Consider the following 16,050-nt stretch of genomic DNA (forward strand, 5'->3'; position numbering starts at 1 on the left):
GTGTGAAGAGGAGTGAGTCGGCCACAGCTTGCCCGCGATTTTGTCGCCCGACCATCACGGCTCTGACATGCCTGATCCGTAGTTTGCCCGTAGGGTTACGTGAGTCCCCAAAATTCAATCCGCCACGGCGAATAAATACTTCGCCTGTGAACAGCGGGGCGAAACTCCAATCCACAGGGACCAGGAATTTTTTTGGCTTGGGAATCCCTGAGGACTCACCGATAGTTGGCTCGATCACAGGCGCGGCACCGACCCCTGTTATCCCCCTCCGTCCACCATATTTAGTGTTTGATTCAGAAACTCGCACTAGTCCTTGACGGGCGCAACGGACATGGCCTAGCTTTCAACCTGTTCGGCGCGAGTGTGTTTGGGTCCCCGCCGGTCGCTCCCACAAGGGTTCCAAAATGACCACTCCGCCAGGCCTTCGGGCCGCGGGTGAAGGGCTTGTCTGCCCTGATTTTGGGCCACCGTCGGGACGACGAACGGGCCGAGAAGGACCCGGAAACAGAGGCCGTAACCGGCCCGCAAGAAGCGTACGCGTGACGTGTCGCGTGAGCGTTTGGGGCGTTGAATGCATGACCCGGAGGACCCGACCAGTCGGGCGCCGCCGCGGGACCATGCCGCCGCTGGACCGGGTCAAACCGGGCCCTCGCGGACGAGAGAAAACAGGCCGGATCCACCGGCTGAGCTGCGGATGACGGGGAGGCGTGCCCACACGTGTCCCGATGTCCGCGAACAGATAACATTCCGGCAACCTGCGAATAACGTGGGGCCGGGCAGAAGAAGAGACGGGGCTCGACCATGCGAATCGAACGACGCAACACCACCAGCGGACAGTCTCCCTATGCCGGGATCAATTTCCGCCTGACCACATCTGAGATCCGCAACCCGGACGGCTCGGTCGTGTTCCGCGCCGAGAACGTCGAGGTTCCGGAGTTCTGGTCGCAGGTCGCCTCCGACGTGCTGGCGCAGAAGTATTTCCGTAAAGCCGGCGTCGCCGCGCGCCTGAAGAAGGTCGAGGAAGAGACCGTGCCGTCGTGGCTGTGGCGTTCGGTGCCGGACACCGAGGCGCTCGCTGCCCTGCCCGAGAACGAGCGCATCGTCGGCGAGACCAGCGCCAAGCAGGTGTTCGACCGCCTCGCCGGCTGCTGGACCTATTGGGGCTGGAAGGGCGGCTACTTCTCGACGGAAGAAGACGCCCTCGCCTTCTTCGACGAGCTGCGTTTCCAGCTCGCCAAGCAGATGGTCGCGCCGAACTCGCCGCAGTGGTTCAACACCGGCCTGCACTGGGCCTACGGCGTCGATGGTCCCGGCCAGGGCCACTACTATGTCGACTGGAAGACCGGCAAACTTACAAAATCGAAGTCGGCCTATGAGCATCCGCAGCCGCATGCCTGCTTCATCCAGGGCGTCGGCGACGACCTCGTCAACGAGGGCGGCATCATGGACCTCTGGGTGCGCGAGGCGCGCCTGTTCAAGTACGGCTCCGGCACCGGCTCCAACTTCTCCAGCCTGCGCGGCGAAGGCGAAAAGCTGTCCGGCGGCGGCCGCTCGTCCGGCCTGATGAGCTTCCTCAAGATCGGCGACCGCGCCGCGGGCGCGATCAAGTCGGGCGGCACCACGCGCCGCGCCGCCAAGATGGTCGTGGTCGATGCCGACCATCCGGATATCGAGACCTATATCGACTGGAAGGTGAAGGAGGAGCAGAAGGTTGCGGCGCTCGTCACCGGCTCCAAGATCAACCAGAAGCACCTCAAGGCCGTGATGAAGGCCTGCGTCAACTGCGAAGGTTCTGGCGACGACTGCTTCGATCCCGAGAAGAACCCGGCGCTGCGCCGCGAGATCAAGCTCGCCCGCCGCAACCTGGTGCCGGATAATTACATCAAGCGCGTCATCCAGTTCGCCAAGCAGGGCTACAAGGACATCCAGTTCGACATCTACGACACCGACTGGGATTCCGAGGCGTATCTCACCGTCTCCGGCCAGAACTCCAACAACTCGGTGTCGCTGAAGGATGACTTCCTCCGCGCGGTGGAAACCGACGGCGACTGGAATCTGGTCGGCCGCACCACCAAGAAGGTGACGAAGACGCTGAAGGCGCGCGACCTCTGGGAGAAGATCGGTTACGCCGCCTGGGCCTCCGCCGATCCCGGCCTGCACTTCAACACCACGATGAACGACTGGCACACCTGTAAGGCGTCCGGCGACATCCGCGCCTCCAATCCGTGCTCGGAATACATGTTCCTGGACGACACGGCGTGCAACCTCGCCTCGGCCAACCTGCTGACGTTCTACAGCACCACCACCAAGCGGTTCGACATCGAGTCCTACGAGCACCTCTGCCGGCTCTGGACCATCGTGCTCGAAATCTCCGTCATGATGGCCCAGTTCCCGTCGAAGGCGATTGCCGAACTCTCCTACGAGTTCCGCACCCTCGGCCTCGGCTTTGCCAACATCGGCGGCCTCTTGATGACCATGGGCCTGCCCTATGACAGCAAGGAAGGCCGTTCGCTGTGCGGCGCGCTGACCGCTGTGATGACCGGCATCTCCTACAAGACCTCGGCCGAGATGGCGGCCGAGCTCGGCACCTTCCCGGGCTACAAAAAGAACGCCGCGCACATGCTGCGCGTGATCCGCAACCACCGCCGCGCCGCCCACGGCAACGCCGGTGGCTACGAGGCGCTCGCGGTGAATCCCGTGCCGCTCGATCACGCCTCCTGCCCGCAGGCCGACATCGTCGCGCATGCCAAGCTGGCCTGGGACGACGCCCTCGCCCTCGGCGAGGTCAACGGCTATCGCAACGCGCAAGTTACGGTCGTGGCGCCGACCGGCACCATTGGCCTGGTGATGGATTGCGACACCACCGGCATCGAGCCTGATTTCGCGCTGGTGAAGTTCAAGAAGCTCGCTGGTGGCGGCTACTTCAAGATCATCAACCAGGCGGTGCCGTCGGCCTTGCGCGCGCTCGGCTATCGCGAGAGCGAGATTGCGGAGATCGAGGCCTACGCCGTCGGCCACGGTTCGCTGTCGAATGCGCCTGGTATCAACGCCTCCACCCTCAAGGCCAAGGGCTTCACCGACGAAGCGATCGCAAAGGTCGAGAAGGCGCTGCCGACCGCGTTCGACATCAAGTTCGCCTTCAACAAGTGGACCTTCGGCGAAGACTTCATCCGCGACCAGCTCGGCATCGGCGCGGAAGCCATTGCCGTCCCCGGCTTCGACCTGCTCCAGGCCGTCGGCTTCACCAAGCGTGAGATCGAGGCTGCCAACGTCCACATCTGCGGCGCGATGACGGTCGAAGGCGCCCCGCATCTGAAGGCCGAGCACTATCCCGTGTTCGACTGCGCCAACCCCTGCGGCAAGATCGGCAAGCGTTATTTGTCGGTCGAGAGCCACATCCGGATGATGGCGGCCTCGCAGCCGTTCATCTCGGGCGCGATCTCGAAAACCATCAACATGCCGAACGACGCCACGGTGGAGGACTGCAAGTCCGCTTACCTCTTGTCGTGGAAGCTGGCGCTCAAGGCCAACGCGCTGTACCGCGATGGCTCAAAACTGTCGCAGCCGCTCAACTCGCAGCTCATCTCCGACGATGAGGACGAGGACGATGCGGTGGAAGCGCTCTACGAGAAGCCGATGGCCGCGCGTGCCGCCCAGGTCTCGGAGAAGATCGTCGAGAAGCTGGTCGAGCGCATCGTCGTGATGCGCGAGCGCGAGAAGATGCCGGATCGCCGCAAGGGTTACACCCAGAAGGCTGTGGTCGGCGGCCACAAGGTTTACTTGCGCACCGGCGAATATGACGACGGCCGGCTCGGCGAGATCTTCATCGACATGCACAAGGAAGGCGCGGCGCTGCGCTCCTTCATCAACAATTTTGCGATCGCAGTGTCGCTCGGTCTGCAATACGGCGTGCCGCTGGAAGAATATGTCGACGCCTTCACCTTCACCCGCTTCGAGCCCGCAGGCCCGGTGCAGGGCAACGACTCCATCAAGTACGCGACCTCGATCCTCGACTACGTCTTCCGCGAGCTCGCGGTGAGCTACATGAGCCGCTTCGATCTGGCCCATGTCGATCCGAACGAGTCTGGCTTCGACGCGCTCGGCAAGGGCGTCGAGGAAGGCAAGGAGCCGGATGAGGCGCCCGCCCAGCACCAGGCCACCAAATATCTGTCGAAGGGCCTGACCCGTTCGCGCACCGACAACCTCGTCGTCATGCGCGGCGGCTCGACTGCTGTCAGCGGCAACGCCGACAACGCCCCCGCCGGCGGCAGCCGCGTTACGGCGATGGCCCCGCACGGCGCCACCGCCCGCGGCGTCTCCGACACCATCGAAGGCGCCGTCGCCCTGAAGCAGGAGGTCAGCCACGACCTCTCGCCGACCGAGAAGCTCGAGGCCCTGAACTGGAGCAAGCCCGGCACCGCCGCAGCAGCCGCCCCAAGCAAGGCGGAGCGTCGCGCCGAAGCCAAGGCCAAGGGCTACGAGGGCGAGATGTGCTCGGAGTGCGGCAACTTCACGCTGGTGCGGAATGGCACCTGCATGAAGTGCGATACTTGCGGCAGCACGACGGGGTGTTCGTGAGGGGCTGACGGCGGCCAGTTACCGTTCGTTTCCAAACAAACAACGACTTCAGCTCCCTGAAGTCGTTGTTTTTGCTTGCCGTATCCGGAACCCCTTGTATTCGCGAGGATTTCCCTTTTAGGTACAACCATAAGGTGACTGAGCACGACTCAGGCTGGAGCGAAGTATGGCTACTCATTCAAACACGAAAGATTTTGGCTGCTGCTGATAGGCGTCCGCGATGAGAGCTCCACTTCGTCGCGGAGCTGCCATCGACAATTCAAGAAGAGACGACTGGTTAGACAGGTTTCGGTTCTACCGGCATCCGCCGAACCGCGCAGCAATAAACGCATGGCTACAACGCTTCACCGACGACGATCGCGATATCGCGGCTCGCGTTCTTGACTGCGTAGAGGTCGTATCGGAGATACAAATTCACGAAGGTTACCGACGCGCCCTGAAGGCACTTCCCGGGTGGCATACGAACAAGCAGGAAAGAGATGGCAACTGGTATTTTGTTGGCTTCGGGGATGCTGGTGAAAGCGGTCAATCCATGGTGCGCATATTCAGAGAGGCAAATAATCTGACTTCAGAAAAGTACAACTATCTCTTCTGCAATTTGATTGATCTTCCGAAAAAGAAAGCAACTGCGGCCGACACAATCGTCTTCATCGACGATTTTTCCGGCACGGGCAAGCAAGTCTGCCGAAAGTGGCCGATCGTCTTCGAACTGGTCGCTAGCGATGCGCAATTCTTTCTCGTTCTTACGGCAGCAACCGAGCCCGCCATCAACAAGATAGAATCTGAAACCATGCTGTCCGTCCGTGCAAAAATCCGTATCCAGCGAAACGAAAATATCTTTTCACCATCGTGCCAGAGGTTCACTGCTGCGGAGAGAGAGACGCTTCTCTCGTATTGCGAACGCGCCGACTCACAACAACCTAAGGGATACGGGGACTGCGGTCTTCTGTACGTTTTGAGTCACAAGACTCCCAACAATTCCATCCCAATTCTTCACGTTAACAAATCGCGTTGGCGCGGCCTTTTCCCGCGCTATCTACAGGACGCCGAAGAATGAGCATGCAGCCCTTGTTCACCTATACGCTCCTTGCTCAATTGAAGCGAGACATCGAACGTCCGGCCGTCATATATGCCGATCCGCCATATACCGCCGATCACTACTCACGGTATTATCATCTGTGGGAAACATTGCTGCGTTATGATTATCCCGAGCCTGTTGGAAAGGGGCTCTATAGATCAGACCGCTTCACATCAAAATTTTCTGTGAAGTCAGAGGTTCACCGTCAATTTGAGCAACTCATTGAGCGCACCGCTGAGCTAGGCGTCGAACTAGTGCTCAACTATCCGAGGGACGGCCTAATGGAGGCTCCTGAGACGAACTTACTTGCGATGTTGACGAGCCACTTCTCACACGCAGAGGTTGCCGCCGCGATACCGCACGTACATTCAACAATGGGAGCTTCTAAAGGCGTGGAGCGAGAATCAGTTACCGAGTTGATTTTCTATGCGCATTAAGCTTCCGCAGCTCCTACGATGGCCACCTTGCATGGTGGACTAGCCCTAGCGCAATGCTTCGCCAACTCGCGCTGTCAGCAAGGATAGGGCGGGTTGGCGGAGGGCACAATCCGCCGTTCCTTGCAACCGACAGATCACGCTAACTCATCTACGCTGTCGAACGACGCGGCTTCCGCCAACACCCCTGCCGACGAAACCTCACCCGCCTCCACCCGCCGGTTCTTTTCGTCCACCATCACCACGCGCGGCCGGAACCTGCGCGCCTCCTCGGCATCGAAGCCGGCATAGGCGACGATGATGACCTTGTCGCCGGCCATCGCGAGGCGCGCGGCGGCGCCGTTGAGGCCGATGGCGCCGGAGCCTGCGGGCGCCTCGATCACGTAGGTCGAGAACCGCGCACCGGTGTCGATGTTGTAGATGTCGACGCGCTCGTTGATCAGGAAGCCGGCGGCCTCGATCAGATTGCGGTCGATCGAGATCGAGCCCTCGTAGTGCAAGTCCGCTTCGGTGACACGCGCGCGATGAATCTTGCCCTTCATCAAAGTCACTTGCATCGAGCCCATCCCGTATCGTTGCATCGGAATTTTCCGAGGCCGCCAATACGGACCGCGCGGCGCGCGGTCAATACGCGTCGCACGACCGGCACGTCGCGGTGTTTCCGCCCGTCGACAGGTTCGTTCTGAGATCGCGGATTGATTTGGTCGGAATGGCCTGCAGGTCGCGACAACCTCGGAATAATCGCGCTGCAATTCGCCATATCGGGAGCATGGCTTTTTTTGCCATCGATCAGCGAGCGTAGGGCGGATTAGCCGTAGGCGTAATCCGCCGTTCTTCGCACCAATCGGCGGGTTACGCTTCGCTAACCCGCCCTACTGGCTACTGGCCGGCACGCTTTTCAAGAAGCAGCGTGCGGTCGGAGATGTCCTGCAATTCGAACGCCTGGGAGTCGAGGAACGCGACGGATCCGTTGTCGGGGTCCGCGGCGAGGCGATGGGTTTCACCCAGATGATGTTTCAGCCAGGCCCGCTGCTCGGTCTGCAATTGCGCGTGCGCCGCGCCCTTCGACCTTGCGAGCAGCGCCTGATAGGCGGCGTTGAGCCTGACGTCCCACTGCGCGATGGCGGACTTGCCGCAATCGAGCATCTTGGTTGACACCCCTTCGGCCTTGTCCATGCACGCATCGTACTCGGTGCTCTGCTGAGCGCGCACCGGCAAGGTCGCGAGCACGAGCGTAGCTGCAACAATGACAAGCCTTCGCGAAAGCATGACCATGTCCAAATCACTCCACCCGCTTATCCGCAGCAAGCATAGGGCGGCCCGGTGGCTTAGCCCGCCCTACGAGCTACGAACTGATCAGTCGTTTGTGTGCAACGCCGTGTTGAGGCCGCCCCAACGCGAGGAATCGGTCGGCAGGACTTCGACCGCCCCGCTCTGGCTGTTGCGCCGAAACAGCAGGCCCGACCGGCCGGACAGCTCGCGTGCCGACACCACCTTGCCATCAGGCAGTTTCACCTTGGTGCCCGCCGTCACGTACAGCCCCGCCTCGACGATGCACTCGTCGCCGAGCGAGATCCCGATGCCGGCGTTCGCGCCGAGAAGGCTGCGCTCCCCGATCGCGTTCTTGGTCTTGCCTCCGCCCGACAGGGTCCCCATGATCGACGAGCCCGCCCCGACATCGGAATTCCTGCCGACGATCACGCCAGGCGTGACACGACCTTCGACCATCGCTTCGCCCAGGGTGCCGGCGTTGAAGTTGACGAAACCCTCATGCATCACGGTCGTGCCCGAACCGAGATGCGCACCGAGCCGCACGCGGTCCGCATCGCCAACGCGCACGCCGGACGGCACCACGAAGTCCACCATCCGCGGAAACTTGTCGATCGAGTAGACGATCAGATGGTGCCAATCGGCTGCCACCTTGGTGCGCAGATCATCGACCTTGCCGGGAAGCACCGGCCCGGCGGATGTCCAGGCGACGTTGGTGAGCAGGTCGAAGATGCCGTCGAGGTTGAGGCCGTTCGGCTTGACGCTTCGCTCGGACAGTAGGTGCAGGCGAAACCAGGCGTCCTCGGTCGACGCCGGACGATCGTCGAGATGCCGGATCGTAACCTCGACGTGGTCACCTTCGATCAGACCGTGCTTCTCGGCCAGGCAGTGGCGCACCACCGCTGCGTCCCGCTTCGGGAACCAAGTGTCGAGCGTGACGCCGGTCTCCACATCCCTGTATCGGTGTCCTCGCCTGTGTAGCTCCATGACGTCCTCCCGGTGCACGCAGCGCCACGCTATCGCTGATCATGGGCGCCGAGCAAGCGTAGGGCGGATTGGCCAATCGGGTCCGCCCTACTCGCTGCATGCCTACGGCATCACGCGAACGCGCCTCTCCGGCCTCACGCCGCCTTCGCTTCCTTCTCCGCCGGCGCGGTTTCCATGGCGCGCATGTAGAGATCGAGCAGGGATTCACGCTCGTCGCGCTCGTCCTGGTCCTGCTTGCGCAGCTTGATGATCTCCTTGAGGATCTTCACGTCGAAACCTTCGCCCTTCGCCTCCGAAAAGACTTCCTTCTTCTGCTCGCTCAGTTCCGCCATTTCAGTGTCAAGGTTCTCGATCCGCTCGACGAAGGAACGAATTTTTCCGCCGGGAATGGTGATGTCAGACATGGTGCCTCTTTGCTGAATGAGGTCGTGAAAATGAAAGCAAAGAGATGACCAATGTCTTAAGCCGCGCGAGCACCGCGGCGCGTTCATCGCTGAGGTATTTTTGTGACGACGGCGCGCATCATCGCAAGCAGCGTAGTCGCGTAGGATGGGTAGAGCGCAGCGAAACCCATCGATTATTATTCGCGGCGCTAATGATGGGTTTCGCTTCGCTCTACCCATCCTACGAATCTGGAGAGATGCTCGTCACTCAGGCATCGCCCACCACCCGCAGCGTGATCCGCGTCAATTCGGACGGGCGGCCGAGCCGCAAGGCAAAGCCCGGCCAGAGCGCGGTGCCGTTGTTGACGTAGAGCGTCATGCCGTCGACGTCGTAGCGGCCCGAGACGAAGCCGGCATTGGCGGGCGCGGCCAGGCGGTCGATCCCCCAGATCAATCCGCCATGGGTGTGTCCGGAGAGTTGCAGCGCGACGCCGAGCGCAGCCGAGTTGCGTGCGTCGCTCGGCTGGTGATCGAGCAGGACGACGGGCGCGCCGTTGGGGACGCCTTCGAGCACCGCGGCAAGATCGCGGACGGGTTGCTTCCTGCGGCGCGACGCGCGGTCGGTAATCCCTGCGATCACCAGCCGGCCATCGCCGCGTTCGAGCACGATGTGCCTGTTCTCGAGCGAGCGCAGGCCGAGCGCTTCGTAGTGCGCCATCCAGGCGTCATAGCCGAAGATATATTCGTGATTGCCCGAGATCACGTAGACGCCATCGGCGGCCACAAGATCCTGCAACGACGCGATGTCCTTGCGCCGCGCATCGATGGTGCCGTCGATCAGGTCGCCCGTGATCGCGATCAGGTCCACGCCGAGCTTGTTCGATCGTGCCACGACCTCGCGCGCCCACGGCGCTGGAAACAGCCGGCTGATGTGCAGATCGGTCAGTTGCAGGATGGTGTAGCCGTCGAACTGGCGCGGAAGCCCGCGGATCTCGACCTCAATATCCTTCAGCGGTGGAATGCGCATCGCCTGATGGACGCCGATCGCGGCGGCTGCGGCCGCGAGCGCTGCAAGTGCGTAGCGAACGCCGTCAGGCGCGCCGACGAAGCCGCCATGGATCAGCGCTGCGACCAACAGTCCCGCATCGAGCGCCAGTTGCAGCAGCGCCAGCAGGATGACCGCGCCGAACGCCCAGTTGAACAGCACGACCACCGGACGCGGAAACTCCGGCGAGAACTCCGATCCCGACGACCATCGGTTCCAGCGGTGAAACTGCAAGGCGGCCAGCACCAGCAACGCTGCGACGATCTTTGCCGGCAGCGGCCAGTCGAGCGGCCAGATGAAGCGGGCCAGGATCAAGAGGCTGGTCAGGCCGAAAATGAGTTGGGGAATAGGTTCGCTCCGGATCGGATCGGTCAAGGCTCTGCGGCAAGCGCTCAGCGAAGGTAGGGTCGATCGGCCACCGGCGTAAGGCGCCGATCAGCACATTTTCGGCAGATTGCGCGGCGCTGAAACGCCCTGCGCGGCCCCCAACCGACCCCGCATATCGCGGAGCCTGTCATCTGGCGCGCGTTCGCGCGACCCGTTGGCTCCTGCGGGCGACCGGCCGACCTTCCCGGCACAGCCGCCCGATCAATCTTCGATATCGGCAATTCGCCTGAGGACGATCACGACGGCGAGGACCAGGCCAAACAGGCCGCCGGCGACTCCGGCCAGACCCGAACCAAAGACGCCACTGACATCCCGGTCGGATAGAGCGAACGTGGCCATTTCAGCTGCAAGGGCCATCCCGACCGTCATTGCAATGACGATCGCAACGGATTTGGAAAGTTCGACCACAAATCGAAATGCCATATCTTCCAAAGCGCGGAGCGCGCGGGTCGCGCGATTATCCGGACGCGGGGCAACCTGGCCAAGTGCGCTCCGACGCCTTCCGATTGAGGCACCGGAGGAGGCATTGCCGATCAACCGGTTCGCGCGGGGATTGTCGTTGGGGTCATCCAGAGCCTCGATGTCCAGTCTGAATTCTCGCCGCAGAAGCAGCGTCGGAACCAGCGCACAACATAAGAGTGCGGCCAGTCCTGCGTAGATGCTGATGCTACCTGCGAAAAAGATCAGAAGAATGCCGAGCCACCCGAGGGCCTCGCCACAAAATTGAACCGCTGCGATCCGGGCAATGTCGGCCCAGGATTGTCTTCGCCATGACTGATTTCGCCATGACTGATTTCTCTTGGGGACGAAATCCGCGAACCTCATCGGTTTGCCCTTCGACAATCCGCCTTCTGCACCATCAGCCGATCAATCTCCTGAGATGTGGACGTTGCTCGTCGGACGCAATCCTTCCGTCGCAACGCCGACGGCAATCACAAGGGCAGCGCAACGAGCGGCCTTTGCTCGCAACTCGGCGGAGCGCACCTCCCCGTGGACGGTGATCAAGACTCAAAAATAGAACTTGAACATTGCTCATTTTCATGGTCAATTATTGAACATTGTTCATTTTGTTGGAGCCGGCGATGCAAACGACCTTCCGGATGGACGGACTGACCGGGTCCGCGCGGCCCGCGAAACCATGGGTGAAAGTCGCCCCGACAATCGTCACGATCGGCATCATTGCGGCATTCGCGCTGCACGGACGCATCGCGCAGCCGGCCAATTACAACGAATTCGCCGACCACTCGGCCCTCCTGGGCATCCCCCACGCCGCCGACGTGTTGTCGAACGCGGGCTTCGCGCTGGTCGCGATCTGGGGCTGGCTGGCGCTGCGCCCTCACCGCGACAGCGACCGGCTGCGCGCCGGATGGCCCGGCTATCGCCTGTTCCTGATCGGCCTGTTCCTGACCGCATTCGGGTCCGCCTTCTTTCACCTCGCCCCCGGCAACGACCGGCTGACCTGGGACATGCTGCCGATCGCGCTCGCCGGCGCCGGCCTGCTGGTCGGCGTCCGCGGCGACACCCGGCCGTTGTCGACGACGAACCCGGGATCGACAGCGAACATCGAAGCGATCGTGCTCGCCCTCTACGCCACCGCCGGCGTCGCGTGGTGGGTTTATACCGACCGACACGGCGCGGGCGACCTGCGGCCGTATCTGTTGTTGCAGGTGCTGCCGCTCATCCTGATCCCGCTCTGGCAGGCGATCTATCGCGCGCCGCGCACGGAGCGCATCGCGTTCGCCACCGCGATGGGGTTGTACGTGCTGGCCAAGATCGCCGAGGTGCTCGACCATCAGATCGCAGACACGCTTGGCTTCGTCAGCGGACACACCTTGAAGCATCTGCTCGCGACGGCCGCCACGGCCGCGATCGTCTGGGGGCTCACGCGACGATTCTCGGGCGGCGGCGGTCGATCAGGGCCGTAGGATGGGTAGAGCGCAGCGAAACCCATCAACTTAATGTCCGCGCGGAGACATGATGGGTTTCGCTGCGCTCTACCGATCCTACACGGCTGCCCTCGCACTCGGGCGGCCGGCGGGCGCTCGCACAATTTCGGAATAATGGAAAAGTACTGCTGAGTTGCCCGACGCGTCAAGTCACTTTTCCGAGTCCCCGGCTGCAACCCGCTACTGTGCATGGGGTTGTTTTCGATATTTTGCGGCGGGCAGCCTTGCCGCTTCAGCGCACCTCGGTCGGATCAGGCGGATTGACCCGCGTGGCGACCGTATCCATATGCATCTGCATGAAACGGCAGCCCTGCCGCTTCGCACCCACCGTGGACACAGCCCGATACCACCGGCCTCGTCCCTTGCGCACCCTCCTCTCATTCCGGAGCTCCCGTGGCCGCCCTCTCCATTCTCGATCTCGTCCGCGTCACCGAAGAGACCGACGCGCGCGGCGCGCTGTACAATGCGCGCGATGTCGCTCGCCATGCCGAGGCGCTCGGCTATCGCCGGATCTGGGTGGCGGAGCACCACAACATGGCCGGCATCGCGAGCGCCGCGACGTCTGTCGTGATCGGGCACATTGCGGCGGGCACCAAGACCATCCGGGTCGGCGCCGGCGGCATCATGCTGCCGAACCACGCGCCTTACGTGATTGCCGAACAGTTCGGCACGCTGGCGCGGCTGTTCCCTGACCGGATCGACCTCGGGCTCGGCCGTGCGCCGGGCACCGATCAGCTCACCTTGCGTGCGCTGCGCCGCACGCCCGAATCCGCCGAGAATTTTCCGCAGGACGTGCTTGAGGTGCAGGCCTTCCTCGCCGCCGCCGGTCCCAACCAGCGCATCCAGGCGGTGCCGGCCGCGGGCACCGACGTGCCGCTGTGGATTTTGGGATCGAGCAATTTCGGCGCGATGCTGGCCGGCGAACTCGGCCTGCCCTACGCCTTCGCCTCGCACTTCGCCCCCGAGCTGCTGATCCAGGCGCTCGGGATCTATCGCGCGCGCTTCAAGCCGTCGGAGCAGCTCCAGCAGCCCTACACCATGGTGGGCGTCAACATCATCGCCGCCGACACCGACGCGGAAGCGCGGCGGCTCGCCACCACGCAGCAGATGTCGTTCACCAACATCTTCCGCGGCGCGCGCGGCCTCAGCCAGCCGCCGATCGACGACATCGAGACCTACTGGTCGCCATCTGAAAAGGTCCAGGCGATGCGGATGCTCGCCCGCAGCATCATCGGCTCGCCCGCGACGGTGCGCGCCGGCATCGATGCGCTGGTCGCGGAGACCGGCGCCGACGAATTGATGATCGTGTCCGACGTCTACGATCACCAGAAGCGGCTGCACTCGTTCGAACTGATCGCCGAGGCCGGCGGCATCAAGCCGCAAGCGTAGCGTCACGCAGCCAACCGCTGCCGCTTTTTGCGCGGCAGCGGTCGCTGGTTCGCATTCGGCTCAATGCGCAGCGACGGCCTGCGGCACGGCATGCCTGGCGCGGTTGTCGAGGCTGAGCGCGCCGGCGCCGAACGCTGCGATCTGCAGCAGTCCGCCTGCCATCATCACGTTCTTCAGGAAGTGGATCATCTGGTTCTGGTCGGCGAAATTGCTGTGGAACGCGACCGCGGTTGCGATCGAGAACACCGCTAGTGTCAGCCCCACGGCGCGGGCCTGATAGCCGGCAATCAGCAGCAGGCCGCCCGGATTTAGCTCAAGTCTGGCTGGTCCGCCCTGCGCGCTCGCCGCTCAGCCGCATACGCGACGGTTTTTTCTTGCTTTGCCCGCGTGCACCTCTACGGTGCCGCCCGTCACGACGGAGACGGATCTCAACGATGGACGCGGCCATGAACTGCCCGAAATGCAATTCCGAGCATGCCTATCAGGACGCGGCTCTCTGGGTCTGCCCGGAATGCGCCTATGAATGGAGCGGCGACGCGATCACGGTAGCCTCGCACGAAGCAGGCGTGCGTGATGCGCACGGCAATCCGCTGGCGGACGGCGACAGCGTCATCGTGATCAAGGATCTCAAGGTCAAGGGCTCGTCATCGGTCGTCAAGGGCGGCACCAAGGTCAAGAACATCCGGCTCACTGAGGGGAGCGATGGACACAACATCGCTTGCAAGATCGACGGCATCGGCGCGATGAACCTGAAATCCGAGTTCGTGAAGAAGGCCTAGCGAGCGCAACACCGAGAGCGGATCAGCCGACCATCCGCCCTACGCTCGCAATCTCGTTCGCCGACGCCAATATCACATCGCCGTCGAGGATAGGCTTCGCCACATCGAAGAACTTCGCCACGGCCGGTGAATTGTTGTGCCGGTCCATGGCCGCCTGATCAAGGTATCGCTCGTAGATCGCGAATATGCGGGGATCCGATGCATCTTGCGACACGTAGTAGCCGACAGTAGATGGTTCGTTGGCCCGGACATGCTCGACAACGTCGAGCAATGCCTGCCGCATCGTCGCTTCGTGTCCCCTCTTCGCCCGGATGAGCGCCGTGATCGCCAACATGTGTCTCTCCAAAAATAACGGGTGGATTAGCCGACTACGTCCGTGGCAGCTCAACGAGCGAAGGCGGAAGGCGTCGTCCGCTGCTCTTTCCGGACAATCGGCGGATTACACTTGCGCGAAACCCGCCCTGCGCATTTGCTCACACCTTGCTCAACGCCTGCGCGATGTCGGCGACGAGGTCCGATGGATGCTCGATCCCGATCGAGAGCCGGATCGTCGTATCGAGCACGCCGATCTTCTTCCTGATGTCGGCCGGCACGCCGGAATGAGTCATCGTCGCCGGCAGGCTCGCGAGCGACTCGGTGCCGCCGAGGCTCACCGCGAGCTTGAATATCTGCAAGTTGTTGAGGAATTTTTCCGCCGCCTGCTGCCCGCCGACGATATCGAACGAGAAGGTCGAGCCGGCGCCGCTGCTCTGGCTTGCGAACACACGCCCCGCCGGCGACGCCGCGTCGTGGTGGCCGAGATAATGTACCTGCGCCACCTTGGGATGGTCGCGCAAATAGTCGGCGACGATGCGCGCATTGCGGTCGGCCTTCTCCATGCGCAGGCTGAGCGTTTCCAGCGAGCGGCTGATCATCCAGCAGGAATGCGGATCGAGCTGGGTGCCGATCGCGCCGCGCAGCGCCTTGACGTCCTTCATCAGCTTCTTCGAGCCGAGCGCCGCGCCCGCGATCAGGTCGGAGTGGCCGCCGACATATTTGGTCAGCGAATACAGCGAGAGGTCGGCGCCGTGCTCGATCGGCCGCTGAAACACCGGCCCGAGCAGCGTGTTGTCGCAGGCGATGATCGGGGTAAAGCCCTGCGCCTTGCCGATCGCGTCAGCGACGCGTCTTGTGAGCGCGATGTCGACCTGGCCGTTGGTCGGATTGGCCGGCGTCTCGATGAAGATCATCGCGACGCGGCCCTTCTTCATGGCCTCGTCGGCAGCGGCGCGGACCACATGCTCGTCGAGGCCGTCGGCGAAGCCCACCGCGCTAATCGAGAACCCCGCCAGCGTCCTGGTGAACAGCGTCTCCGTGCCGCCATAGAGCGGCTGCGAATGCAGGATGACGTCGCCGGGCCGCGCGAAGGCCAGCACGGTGGTCGAGATCGCCGACATGCCGGAGGAGAACAGCGCGCAGCTCTCGGTGCGCTCATAGATCGCAAGCCGGTCCTCGACAATCTCGCTGTTCGGATGATTGAAGCGCGAATAGACCAGCCCCGCTCCCATGCCTTCCGGAGGCTCGCGCCGGCCCGCGACGAAATCGAAAAAGTCCTTGCCGTCCTCGGCAGTCCTGAACACGAAGGTCGAGGTCAGGAAGACCGGCGGCTTGACGGCGCCCTCCGACAGCTGCGGATCGTAGCCGTAGTTGAGCATCTGGGTTTCCGGATGCAGCAGGTGGTTGCCGATGTGGGTTCTGGACGGAAACGGTTTGACCACGGCCAGTCTCCTTATCTC

General features: G+C 62.7%; 14 protein-coding genes and 1 pseudogene. 6 read left to right on the top strand and 9 right to left on the bottom strand.

What is annotated here, in order from left to right; translation table 11 throughout:
- Positions 1-801 precede the first annotated feature (801 nt).
- The 3 genes from CO675_RS29875 (at position 802) to CO675_RS29890 (ending at position 6,093) form a co-directional block, all read left to right on the top strand.
- On the top strand, positions 802-4,578 hold the full coding sequence (locus CO675_RS29875; RefSeq protein WP_097675366.1) for a vitamin B12-dependent ribonucleotide reductase: 3,777 nt from the start codon (positions 802-804) through the stop codon (positions 4,576-4,578).
- 220 nt (positions 4,579-4,798) lie between these two features.
- Positions 4,799-5,635 carry a phosphoribosyltransferase-like protein gene (locus tag CO675_RS40210; protein ID WP_143279171.1) on the top strand — a complete coding sequence of 279 codons (837 nt, stop codon included), beginning with the start codon at positions 4,799-4,801 and terminating at the stop codon, positions 5,633-5,635.
- Positions 5,632-6,093 (top strand): DNA adenine methylase, encoded by a 462-nt coding sequence (locus tag CO675_RS29890; protein ID WP_097675369.1) that lies wholly within the window; start codon positions 5,632-5,634, stop codon positions 6,091-6,093. The genes CO675_RS40210 and CO675_RS29890 overlap by 4 nt, the downstream gene beginning before the upstream one ends.
- A gap of 134 nt (positions 6,094-6,227) precedes the next feature.
- On the opposite strand, the gene panD is transcribed toward CO675_RS29890, so the two are convergent.
- The 6 genes from panD to CO675_RS41155 form a co-directional block, all read right to left on the bottom strand.
- Positions 6,228-6,647, bottom strand: a complete 420-nt coding sequence (gene panD, locus CO675_RS29895; RefSeq protein WP_245452981.1) for an aspartate 1-decarboxylase — start codon at positions 6,645-6,647, stop codon at positions 6,228-6,230.
- Positions 6,648-6,969: 322 nt separating this feature from the next.
- Positions 6,970-7,365 carry a lysozyme inhibitor LprI family protein gene (locus tag CO675_RS29900; protein WP_097675370.1) on the bottom strand — a complete coding sequence of 132 codons (396 nt, stop codon included), beginning with the start codon at positions 7,363-7,365 and terminating at the stop codon, positions 6,970-6,972.
- Between the two features lie 81 nt (positions 7,366-7,446).
- A complete protein-coding gene (locus CO675_RS29905) occupies positions 7,447-8,346 on the bottom strand; it encodes a DapH/DapD/GlmU-related protein (RefSeq protein WP_097675371.1) in 900 nt (299 codons plus the stop codon).
- A 134-nt stretch (positions 8,347-8,480) separates the two neighbouring features.
- Positions 8,481-8,750 (bottom strand): DUF2312 domain-containing protein, encoded by a 270-nt coding sequence (locus tag CO675_RS29910; RefSeq protein WP_097675372.1) that lies wholly within the window; start codon positions 8,748-8,750, stop codon positions 8,481-8,483.
- A gap of 247 nt (positions 8,751-8,997) precedes the next feature.
- Positions 8,998-10,122 carry a metallophosphoesterase gene (locus tag CO675_RS29915; protein WP_097675428.1) on the bottom strand — a complete coding sequence of 375 codons (1,125 nt, stop codon included), beginning with the start codon at positions 10,120-10,122 and terminating at the stop codon, positions 8,998-9,000.
- 240 nt (positions 10,123-10,362) lie between these two features.
- The gene (locus CO675_RS41155; RefSeq protein WP_198964796.1) at positions 10,363-11,004 is read right to left on the bottom strand and encodes a hypothetical protein; all 642 of its coding nucleotides are present in this window, start codon (positions 11,002-11,004) and stop codon (positions 10,363-10,365) included.
- Between the two features lie 239 nt (positions 11,005-11,243).
- On the opposite strand from CO675_RS41155, the gene CO675_RS29925 reads away from it, so the two are divergent.
- Together CO675_RS29925 and CO675_RS29930 are read left to right on the top strand one after the other, a co-directional pair.
- Positions 11,244-12,086, top strand: coding sequence for a hypothetical protein (locus CO675_RS29925; RefSeq protein ID WP_097675373.1), 843 nt, complete (start codon positions 11,244-11,246; stop codon positions 12,084-12,086).
- A 414-nt stretch (positions 12,087-12,500) separates the two neighbouring features.
- On the top strand, positions 12,501-13,496 hold the full coding sequence (locus tag CO675_RS29930) for an LLM class flavin-dependent oxidoreductase (RefSeq protein WP_097675374.1): 996 nt from the start codon (positions 12,501-12,503) through the stop codon (positions 13,494-13,496).
- 60 nt (positions 13,497-13,556) lie between these two features.
- Here the strand turns inward: CO675_RS29930 and CO675_RS29935 are convergent.
- Positions 13,557-13,799: pseudogene (locus CO675_RS29935) on the bottom strand (DoxX family protein); the annotation flags it as partial.
- A 131-nt stretch (positions 13,800-13,930) separates the two neighbouring features.
- Here CO675_RS29935 and CO675_RS29940 point away from each other — a divergent pair.
- A complete protein-coding gene (locus CO675_RS29940) occupies positions 13,931-14,275 on the top strand; it encodes a zinc ribbon domain-containing protein YjdM (RefSeq protein ID WP_097675375.1) in 345 nt (114 codons plus the stop codon).
- A gap of 22 nt (positions 14,276-14,297) precedes the next feature.
- On the opposite strand, the gene CO675_RS29945 is transcribed toward CO675_RS29940, so the two are convergent.
- On the bottom strand, positions 14,298-14,609 hold the full coding sequence (locus CO675_RS29945) for a putative quinol monooxygenase (protein ID WP_097675376.1): 312 nt from the start codon (positions 14,607-14,609) through the stop codon (positions 14,298-14,300).
- A gap of 139 nt (positions 14,610-14,748) precedes the next feature.
- Positions 14,749-16,032, bottom strand: coding sequence for a cystathionine gamma-synthase family protein (locus CO675_RS29950; protein ID WP_097675377.1), 1,284 nt, complete (start codon positions 16,030-16,032; stop codon positions 14,749-14,751).
- Between the last annotated feature and the right edge of the window lie 18 nt (positions 16,033-16,050).

It is taken from the genome of Bradyrhizobium sp. C9, from assembly GCF_002532045.1.
Lineage (GTDB): Bacteria > Pseudomonadota > Alphaproteobacteria > Rhizobiales > Xanthobacteraceae > Bradyrhizobium.

Excerpts from the sequence above, each read along its gene's own strand:
- CO675_RS29925 (WP_097675373.1), top strand. The coding sequence starts at position 11,244 with ATGCAAACGACCTTCCGGATGGACGGACTGACCGGGTCCGCGCGGCCC.
- CO675_RS29905 (WP_097675371.1), bottom strand. The coding sequence starts at position 8,346 with ATGGAGCTACACAGGCGAGGACACCGATACAGGGATGTGGAGACCGGC.
- panD (WP_245452981.1), bottom strand. The coding sequence starts at position 6,647 with ATGCAAGTGACTTTGATGAAGGGCAAGATTCATCGCGCGCGTGTCACC.
- CO675_RS29900 (WP_097675370.1), bottom strand. The coding sequence starts at position 7,365 with ATGGTCATGCTTTCGCGAAGGCTTGTCATTGTTGCAGCTACGCTCGTG.
- CO675_RS29910 (WP_097675372.1), bottom strand. The coding sequence starts at position 8,750 with ATGTCTGACATCACCATTCCCGGCGGAAAAATTCGTTCCTTCGTCGAG.
- CO675_RS29945 (WP_097675376.1), bottom strand. The coding sequence starts at position 14,609 with ATGTTGGCGATCACGGCGCTCATCCGGGCGAAGAGGGGACACGAAGCG.
- CO675_RS29940 (WP_097675375.1), top strand. The coding sequence starts at position 13,931 with ATGGACGCGGCCATGAACTGCCCGAAATGCAATTCCGAGCATGCCTAT.
- CO675_RS40210 (WP_143279171.1), top strand. The coding sequence starts at position 4,799 with ATGAGAGCTCCACTTCGTCGCGGAGCTGCCATCGACAATTCAAGAAGA.
- CO675_RS29875 (WP_097675366.1), top strand. The coding sequence starts at position 802 with ATGCGAATCGAACGACGCAACACCACCAGCGGACAGTCTCCCTATGCC.
- CO675_RS29890 (WP_097675369.1), top strand. The coding sequence starts at position 5,632 with ATGAGCATGCAGCCCTTGTTCACCTATACGCTCCTTGCTCAATTGAAG.